Genomic DNA, 8,798 nt, shown 5'->3' with positions numbered 1-8,798 from the left:
GCGCACCGTCGCCGCCCTGCCCGCCGACCGGACGGCCGCGGCCCGCGCCGCGTTCCGCTCGTTCGGCACGTGCAGCATCACCGACCCCCTGACCGAACTCGCGGACCTCGGGCTCCTCCCGGCCGCGCTCACCGAGGAGTACGCATGACGGCCACGACGCGCATCGCGATCCCGGACGGTTCGCCGTTCGGGCTCGCCAACCTCCCGTACGGCGTGTTCTCCGCCCCCGGGACGAGCCCCCGCGTCGGCGTCCGCGTCGCCGACTCCGTCGTCGACCTCGCCGAAGTCCTCCGCGACGACGTGTTCGCGCACCCGTCGCTGAACCCGTTCATGGCGCGGGGCCACGCCCGGTGGGTCGAGGCGCGCGAACGGATCCTCGACGCCGTCACCGGCGACGTCCCGTCCGGTGCCGTGCACTCCGTCGACGCGGTCGCCCTGCACATGCCGTTCGACGTCGGCGACTACGTCGACTTCTACGCGTCCGAGCACCACGCCACGAACCTCGGGCGGCTGTTCCGCCCCGACTCCGCGCCGCTGATGCCGAACTGGAAGCACCTCCCGGTCGGCTACCACGGCCGCGCCGGGACGGTCGTGCCGTCCGGCACCCCGATCGTGCGGCCGTCCGGGCAGCGCAAGGCCCCGGACGACGACGCCCCCGGGTTCGGCCCGTCGCGCCGCCTCGACATCGAGGCCGAGGTCGGGTTCGTCGTCGGCACCGGGTCCCCGCTCGGCACGCCCGTCCCGGTGGACGCGTTCGCCGAGCGGGTCTTCGGTGCCGTCCTCGTGAACGACTGGTCGGCGCGCGACATCCAGGCGTGGGAGTACGTCCCGCTCGGCCCGTTCCTGGGGAAGAGCTTCGCGACGTCCGTCTCGCCCTGGGTCGTCCCGCTTCTCGCGCTCGAAGCGGCCCGCGTCGCCACCCCGCCGCAGGACCCCGACCCCCTCCCCTACCTGCGGGAGAAGAACCCGTGGGGCCTCGACCTCGAACTGTCGGTCGAGTGGAACGGGCAGCTCGTCTCGCGCCCGCCGTACCGGGAGATGTACTGGTCGCCCGCGCAGATGCTCGCCCACATGACGGTGAACGGCGCCGCGTCCCGCACCGGCGACCTGTTCGCGTCCGGCACCGTCTCCGGCCCGGCGAAGGACCAGCGCGGCGCGTTCATCGAGCTGACGTGGGGCGGGCGCGAGCCGATGGAGGTCGCGGGCGAGCCCCGCACGTTCCTGATGGACGGCGACGAGGTCGTCCTGTCGGCGACGGCCCCGGCGGCGGACGGCTCCCGCCTCGGCTTCGGGGAGGTCCGCGGCCGCGTCCACCCCGCCCCTTGAGTCAGTTGGGCTGGCCGGTCGGGCGGATCACCACCGTGTTGACGTCGACCCCGGCCGGCTGGCCGACGGCCCACGCGATCGACTCGGCGATCTGGTCGGCGGTCAGCAGCGTCCCTTCGGGAAGGCCGCCCGCGCCGTCCCAGAAGTCGGTCTCCACCCGGCCGGGCGCGATCAGCGTCACCCCGACGCCGTCGGCCGTCACCGCCCGGCGGGTGTTCTCGGCGAGCCCGGTCAGCGCCCACTTGGTCGCGCCGTAGAGGTTGCCGGGGGTGTGGACGAAGCCCGCGACGCTGCCGACGAGCACAATCCGGCCGCGCGTCGCCTTCAGCGCCTCCACCGAGGACCGGATCAGCAGCGCCGGGCCGAGGACGTTCGTCAGCACCATCTCGCCCCAGGCGTGCGGGTCGCCGTCGACGACGCTGTCGTGGGTGGCGAACCCGGCGTTGGCGACGACCGCGTCGAGGCGTCCGAACTCGGCGACGGTCGCGTCCACCGCCGCCCGCGTCGCGTCCGGGTCGGCGGCGTCCGCGGCGAAGGTCAGCAGGCCGGACGGGTTCCCGCGGTCGGCGGCGAAGCGGTCGAGGCGGCCGCGGTCGCGTCCGGTGACGGCGACCCGGTGCCCGCGGTCGAGCAGCAGGCGGGCGGCCGCCGCGCCGATCCCGTTGGAGCCGCCCGTGATCAGTGTGACTGGAGAATCGGTCATGCGCCGGGACGTTAGACCCTAGAGTCGACTCTAGATCAACTTCGGAAGGGCGGGACCATGCCGGACGACACCGCCGCGCTCAGCATCGGCGAGGCGGCCGAACGCACCGGCCTCAGCGTCCACACCCTGCGCTTCTACGAGAAGGAGGGGGTCCTCCTCCACCCCGTGCGGCGGGTCGGCGGGCGGCGGGTCTACGGTCCGGAAGACCTCGACTGGCTGTTCCTGTGCACACGGCTGCGCGCGTCCGGCATGCCGCTGCCCGCGATCCGCACGTACGCGGCGCTGATCCGCGAGGGCGACGCGAGCGCACCGCGGCGGCTGGAGCTCATGCGCCGCCACCGCGACCGCGTGGCCGCCCAGATCGAGGAACTGGACGCCTGCCTGACGGTCATCTCCCGCAAGGTGAAGATCTACGAGGAGTACCTCGCGGGCGTCGGCGACCCCATGTGGAGCGGGTCGGACGACCAGGACGACCAGGCGGTAGGCGGTCAGGACGGCTAGGCGGCAGGCGGTACGCGGTCAGGACGTCACGGCGCACTGTCCGCGGTCGGCGCGGCGCGGGCCGTCCGCCGTGGGACGGACGTCGAAGTCGAAGATCGCCGTCGGCAGGTACAGCGAGCAGCACGCGTTCGGGATGTCGACGACGCCGCTGAGCCGTCCCTCGATCGGTGCGGCGCCCAGCAGCAGGTACGCCTGCTCGCCGGTGTAGCCGAACGTCTTCAGGTACTCGATCGCGTTCAGGCAGGCGTTCCGGTAGGCGAGCGTCGCGTCGGTGAACGCGTTCGTGTCGCTGTCGTGGTCGACCGAGATGCCGATGAACGAGATGAACTCGTCGTAGCGGGGCTCGACGTTGCCGGGCATGAAGATCGGGTTCGTCGTCACCCCGTACTTGTCCATGCCGCCCTTGATCAGGTCGAGGCGCAGGTCGATGAACCGCCCATCTCGATGGCGCCGCAGAACGTGATCTCGCCGTCGCCCTGGCTGAAGTGCAGGTCGCCGCCGGACAGCAGCGCGCCCGGCACGTAGACGGGGAAGAAGACCCGCGAGCCCCGGCTGAAGTTCTTGATGTCCTGGTTGCCGCCGTTCTCCCGGGGCGGGACGGTCCGCGCCCCCTCCCGTCCGATCCGGTCGAGGTCGGCGCCGGTGAGGGTGCCCGCGAGGACGTCCGTCGGCTCGGGCGGCAGGGCGAGCGGCGGCACCCGGTCCGGGTCGGTGTCGATGAGGGCCTGCTCGCGCGCGTTCCAGCGGCCCAGCATGTCGGCGGACGGCGCGGTGCCGAACAGCCCGGGGTGGGTGATGCCGGTGAACCGGACGTCGGGAATGTGCCGTGACGTGGCCATCTGCCCGTGGAAGTCCCAGATGGCCTTGTAGGCGTCGGGGAACCGGTCCGTCAGGAAGCCGCCGCCGTTGTGCCTGGCGAAGATGCCGGTGTAGCCCCAGCCCTGCCCAGCAATGTTCCCGGTTTCCTGCGGGACGGGGCCGATGTCGAGGATGTCGACGATGAGAAGGTCGCCCGGTTCGGCGCCCTCCACCGCGATGGGGCCGCTCAGCATGTGGTTGACGTTCAGGTTGAGGTCGCGAATGTCGTTCGCGGAGTCGTTGTTGCCGACCTGGCCGTCCATCCACTCGCGGCTCTCGACGCGGATCTCCGCCCCGGGACGCACCGTGACGGCGGCCGGGATGTCGGGGTGCCACCGGTTGTGCCCCGGAACATCCTGATCGCGCATCGACCGCGCCTGATCGACGCTGAACACGACATCGGGCATGGCTTCCTCCTCGGTTCAGGGACGGGGCAGCCGGGCGTGCCGGGGATCGGCCGGTGGACGCGGCGCCCCGGGCGCCCCGGGCCGCCGGCCGACGACCCGCGGCTCGTGGGCGCTCGCCTCCCCGGCGTCCAGCGCCCGCGCGAGGCGGGCCCGGCGTGCGGCCGACGTGCGGCGGCGTGAAGACGCGCGGCGCCTCGGCGCCGCACCCCGCGCAGGGTTCCGCGGCCCCTGCCGTCCCGATCGGACGGGCGACGTCGAACGTCCCGCACTCCGCGCATCGGTACTGGTAGACCGCCACAGACACCCCCAATGCCTCGCGGTCGACTATTCCGCCAGAAGACGACCGCAAACGGGCACCCTCCTCCGATCACGTCAACCGACGTTGACATCTCCACCGCGTCAACTTACGTTGACATCCATGCGAACCCTCGACGCGCGCGGCCTCCTGCTCGGCTGCGGAGTCCTCACCGGCCCCCTGTTCACCGCCGCCTACCTCCTCGAAGGCGCCGCGCGCGCCGACTACAGCGCCGCCCGGCACCCGGTCAGCTCGCTGGCACTGGGCGAACACGGCTGGACGCAGGTCGCGAACTTCCTCGTGGCCGGGCTCCTCACGCTGGCGTTCGCCGCCGGGATGTGGCGGGTACCTCGACCGGTGGGCGGCCCGATCTTCGGCCCCCTGCTCGTCGGCGTGTGGGGCGTGGGCTGCTCGGCGCGGGCCTCTTCCGCTCCGACCCGATCAGCGGCTATCCCCCGGGGACGCCCGCCCGCATCGACTACACGACGCCGGGCCTCCTGCACGACGCGTTCTCGATGATGGGATTCGCCGCCCTGATCGTGGCGTGCTTCGTCTTCGCCCGCCGGTTCGCGCGCGCGGGCTCGCCGTGGCGCGCCGCCGCGTCCGCGGCCGCCGGTGTCGCGTTCGCCGTCCTGCTGCAACTGTCCGGGCTCGCCTTCGAGCAGCACGAGTCGCTGGTCGAGCACGGCGGGCTGCTGCAGCGCGCGGCCGTCACCGTCGGGCTCGGCTGGCTGACCTGGATCGCCGTCCGGATGCTGAAGGAGTCCGGAGGCGCACGGGAAACCGATAGCTGACTATCGTTTGATAGTGTGTGCCGATGAGCGGCGGAGCGTCCAGGCCGTTGCGCGCGGACGCGGCGCGCAACTCCGAGAAGATCCTGCGGGCGGCGCGGGAGGTCTTCGCCGAGCAGGGCCCCGATGCGCCGCTCGACGACATCGCCCGCCGCGCGGGCGTCGGGATCGCGACGCTGTACCGGCGGTTCCCGCACAAGGCGGCGCTCGTCCGCGCGGCCCTCGACCTGAGCTTCACCGAAGAACTCGCGCCCGCCATCGAGCGGGCCCTGGCCGACGACGACCCCCGGCGCGGCCTGATGGACGCGGTGGAGAGCGCCGTCGCCCACACGGCCCGGAACTACAACACCCTCGCCGCCGCCAGGGACGTCGGCGCCCTGACCGCGGAGGCCGGTGAACGCTTCTTCGAGACGCTCGCCCCCCTGCTGCGGCGCGGCCAGCAGCAGGGGGTCGTCCGCGCCGACCTCGTCGTGGACGACCTCCGCCGCATCATGCAGATGCTGGTCAGCGTCCTGTGGACGATGGACCCGCGGGAGGGCGGCTGGCACCGCTACACCGTGCTGATCTTCGATGCGCTGGCCCCGGAGGCCGCGAGCCCGCTGCCGCCCGCGGCCCCCATGCGGCGCCGTACCCCCGGCGCCTGACCCCGGCTAATCGCCGTGGGCGAGGTCGATGTCGTGGCCGTCGATCCCGCCGTCGGGCACGGTCAGCCCCGTCGCCTTCGGCGGGTAGCCGGTCGCGATGACCGTGTACGCCCCGCCGTCCAGGTCGGCGAACGCGTACGCACCGTCCGGGCCGGTCGTCGTCGTGGCGACCGTGTTGCCCGCGGCGTCCAGCAGCGTCACGCGCGCGCCGCTCAGCGGGGTGCCCGCGCCGCGCACCGTCCCCCGCATGTGCACGCCGGGGCGCAGCGCGACCTCGACGGAGGTCACGCCGGTGGCGCCGATCTCGACGGGCGTCGCGTAGGGCCGGTGCCCGGCGGAGTTGACCGCCAGGGTCAGCGTCCCCGGGACCAGTTCGGTGATGGAGAACCCGCCCCGGACGTCGGTCCGGCCGGTCGCCAGGACGTCGCCGCGCACGTCGGTCGCGATCACCACGGCGTCCGCGACCGGGGCCCCGGAACCGGCCGACCGCACCACGCCGACCAGCCCGCTCATGCCGCCCAGCAGGATGTCGTAGGAGACGGCCGTGCCCGTCACGGCGATCGTCGACGCCTGCGGCTGGTGCCCGTCGGCCGAGGCGATCAGGACGTACGAGCCGGCGCCCGGCGCGCGCACCCGGTACGAACCGTCGGCGTGCGCGACCGCGCGGCCCGCCTGCCGTCCGTCCGGCGAGATCAGCGTCACCGCGGCCCCCGTCACGGGCGCGTTCTCCGCGCGCGGACGTGCCCGCCGATCGGGATGCCGCCGTCGGCGGAGCCGCCCGGCCCCTCGGCCCGGACGTGCGCGGCGCGGCGCGGGCGCGGCGGGTCGGGGCCGCGCCGTCCGCACCGACCTGGGCGGCGTTGACCAGCACCTTCTCCGGGACGGCGGCCTCCGCGGCCCCCGTCGCCTCCGCGGGCTCGACCGGCCCGGCGGACCCGGCGGATCCGGCGGCGGGCCTGCGGTGGCGGGGGTTGAGGGAGGCGATGAGGAAGGCCAGGACGGCGGCGCCCGCGCCGACGGCCATGACCGTCTTGAAGGCGTCCTCGGTGGGCACCTCGGCCGGTCCCATCGTCGTGGTCATCTCGGCCAGGATGACGCCCGCGACCGCGCTGGCGGTCGACGTGCCGAGGGACCGCATCAGCGTGTTGAGGCTGTTGGCCGCGCCCGTCTCGGACGCGGGCACCGCGCCCATGATCAGCGCGGGCATCGCGCCGTACGCGAACCCGATACCGGCCGAGATGATGCAGGAGATCAGTACGAAGTGCCAGATCTCCGACATCAGCACGATGTTCAGGCCGTAACCGGCGGCCACGATCAGGGCGCCGATCATCAGCGTCACCTTCGGGCCGTAGGACCGCGAGACCGCGCCGGAGACCGGCGCGAAGGCCATCATCACCAGGCCGGACGGCGCCATGGCCAGGCCCGCGACGAGCAGCGAGGTGCCGAGACCGTGCCCGGTCGCCACCGGCAACTGGAGGATCTGCGGGATGACCAGCGACATCGCGAACATGGCGAAACCGATCGCGATGGACGCGATGTTGGTGACCAGCACCTGGCGGCGCACGGTCGTCCGCAGGTCCACCAGCGGGTCACGGACCTTCAGCTCCCACAGGCCCCACACCAGGAAGACGACGACGGCCGCACCGAGCAGGCCGAGCGTGGTGCGGCTCGTCCAGCCCCAGTCGGCGCCCTTGGAGATCGCCAGCAGCAGGCAGACCAGGCCCGCCGACAACCCCAGTGCGCCGATCAGGTCGAACCGTCCGCCGGTGCGCACCCGCGACTCCGGCACCAGGGCCAGGACCAGCACGAACGCGACCGCGCCGAGGCCCGCCGACACCCAGAACAGCGCGTGCCAGTCGAGGTTGTCGGCGATGAGCGCGGCGGCCGGCATGCCGAACGCGCCGCCGACGCCGAGGGAGGCGCTCATCAGCGCGGTCGCGGAGGCGAGCCGGTCGGACGGCAACTCGTCGCGCATGATGCTGATGCCGAGCGGGATGACCCCGGCCGCGAGCCCCTGCAGCGTCCGTCCGACGATCATCGGAACGAGCGACTCGCTGAACCCCGCCACGACCGACCCGGCCACCATCATGAACACGCTGACCAGCAGCAGCAGCCGCTTGCCGTACATGTCGCCGAGCCGTCCCATCACCGGGGTGGCGACGGCGCCGCCGAGCAGCGTGGCGGTGACGGCCCAGGTGGCGTCGGACGCGGACGCGTGCAGCAGCCCGGGCAGCTCCGGGACGATCGGGATCACCAGGGTCTGCATGAGCGCGACCACGATCCCGGCGAACGCGAGGACCGCCACGACGGGCCCGGTGCGCGGCGGCGCCGCCGCGCCTTCCCCGGCGGATCGGGGTTGTGCATGGGTCATAAGACGAGCCTCCGTGGGAGCGGTCGAATGCTCGCGCCGCGCCCCGCGGCCCGTGCCCGGCTCACGCCGGACGCTCGGGCGGGCGGGTCGCATCACTCGGACGAGGCCATGGCCCGGACGCCTCCGGCGCCCGCGCCCGGCCGTGTTCGGCCCGCGGCGGGAAGCACAAGTGATACTTGCCTATCAGTTACCTGACGAGGCTACCACACTGACAGTCACGTACCGATTGCAGATCCGCCCTCCGCGAGGGGCCCGAGGGCCCCTTGCAAGCGCTGGTCAGACCCTCCGAACGGGCGGAACGCGCGCGGCTCGACGGGCCCGAATGAGCTGCGTCACGTGACTGAAGGCACAACTGCTCCCGGACGCCGTGTCCGTCGCCTCTCGCTCGGAACGGCGACGCGTCCGGGCGTCCGGGCGTCCGCAGCGAGTCGGTACCGGCCCTCGGCTCGGGATCGGTCGACGGGCCCCGGCGTGGAGAGCGGCGCGGCGTGGGGCTCGTGTCGCACCTGGGTAGCACCTCGGAATGGCACCGTGGTCTCTCGTGGCGGCACCGTCCGGCCGACGAGCATGAGCGACATGCGCATCCGTGCTCTGCTCGCCGCCACCTGCTGTCTACTGGCCCTCGCGCCGCCGGGGGCGGCGGCCGCCGCCGATGACCCGGTCGTCCGGCTGCCCGCGCCGACCGGACGGTTCCGGGTCGGCACCGTCGCGGTGCACCTCGTCGACCGGGACCGCCGCGATCCGTGGGCGCCGGCCGGGCACGGGAGCTGATGGTGAGCCTGTGGTACCCGGCCGCGCCCGGCGGGGGCGGCCGGGAGCCGCAGATGACCGCGAAGGCGGCCGCGCACTTCGGGTCGGCGACGGGCGCCGGGACGCTCAACCTCGGTGTCCCGGCCGGGACG

The 8,798-nt window shown here is 73.6% G+C and carries 6 protein-coding genes and 3 pseudogenes; 5 read left to right on the top strand and 4 right to left on the bottom strand.

The window, feature by feature from the left end:
* Positions 1 to 144 precede the first annotated feature (144 nt).
* Positions 145 to 1,326: a fumarylacetoacetase gene (fahA, locus tag BJF79_RS25155; protein ID WP_075901002.1), complete on the top strand. Its 1,182-nt coding sequence runs from the start codon at positions 145 to 147 to the stop codon at positions 1,324 to 1,326.
* 1 nt (position 1,327) lies between these two features.
* On the opposite strand, the gene BJF79_RS25150 is transcribed toward fahA, so the two are convergent.
* Positions 1,328 to 2,029, bottom strand: a complete 702-nt coding sequence (locus BJF79_RS25150) for an SDR family oxidoreductase (protein WP_075901000.1) — start codon at positions 2,027 to 2,029, stop codon at positions 1,328 to 1,330.
* Positions 2,030 to 2,086: 57 nt separating this feature from the next.
* Here BJF79_RS25150 and BJF79_RS25145 point away from each other — a divergent pair, with 57 nt between their 5' ends.
* The gene (locus tag BJF79_RS25145; protein WP_075900998.1) at positions 2,087 to 2,530 is read left to right on the top strand and encodes a MerR family transcriptional regulator; all 444 of its coding nucleotides are present in this window, start codon (positions 2,087 to 2,089) and stop codon (positions 2,528 to 2,530) included.
* 18 nt (positions 2,531 to 2,548) lie between these two features.
* On the opposite strand, the pseudogene fmdA reads toward BJF79_RS25145, so the two are convergent.
* Positions 2,549 to 3,795, bottom strand: a pseudogene (fmdA, locus tag BJF79_RS25140) (formamidase).
* Here fmdA and BJF79_RS67235 point away from each other — a divergent pair.
* Both BJF79_RS67235 and BJF79_RS25125 read left to right on the top strand, forming a co-directional pair.
* A pseudogene (locus BJF79_RS67235) lies at positions 3,794 to 4,884 on the top strand (DUF998 domain-containing protein). The pseudogenes fmdA and BJF79_RS67235 overlap by 2 nt on opposite strands.
* A gap of 23 nt (positions 4,885 to 4,907) precedes the next feature.
* Positions 4,908 to 5,525 (top strand): TetR/AcrR family transcriptional regulator, encoded by a 618-nt coding sequence (locus BJF79_RS25125; RefSeq protein WP_075901004.1) that lies wholly within the window; start codon positions 4,908 to 4,910, stop codon positions 5,523 to 5,525.
* A gap of 6 nt (positions 5,526 to 5,531) precedes the next feature.
* Here BJF79_RS25125 and BJF79_RS57355 read toward each other — a convergent pair whose 3' ends face one another.
* Both BJF79_RS57355 and BJF79_RS61490 read right to left on the bottom strand, forming a co-directional pair.
* Positions 5,532 to 6,242, bottom strand: coding sequence for a collagen binding domain-containing protein (locus BJF79_RS57355; protein ID WP_187357055.1), 711 nt, complete (start codon positions 6,240 to 6,242; stop codon positions 5,532 to 5,534).
* A 205-nt stretch (positions 6,243 to 6,447) separates the two neighbouring features.
* Positions 6,448 to 7,896, bottom strand: a pseudogene (locus tag BJF79_RS61490) (MFS transporter); the annotation flags it as partial.
* A gap of 576 nt (positions 7,897 to 8,472) precedes the next feature.
* Here BJF79_RS61490 and BJF79_RS57345 point away from each other — a divergent pair.
* Positions 8,473 to 8,667 (top strand): hypothetical protein, encoded by a 195-nt coding sequence (locus BJF79_RS57345; RefSeq protein ID WP_262402545.1) that lies wholly within the window; start codon positions 8,473 to 8,475, stop codon positions 8,665 to 8,667.
* Positions 8,668 to 8,798: the final 131 nt, after the last annotated feature.

The sequence above is a fragment of the Actinomadura sp. CNU-125 genome (assembly GCF_001942465.1).
Classification (GTDB): domain Bacteria; phylum Actinomycetota; class Actinomycetes; order Streptosporangiales; family Streptosporangiaceae; genus Spirillospora.
The sequence above is the reverse complement of the archived record's forward strand: the minus strand, read 5'-3'. Positions and strand labels throughout refer to the sequence as shown.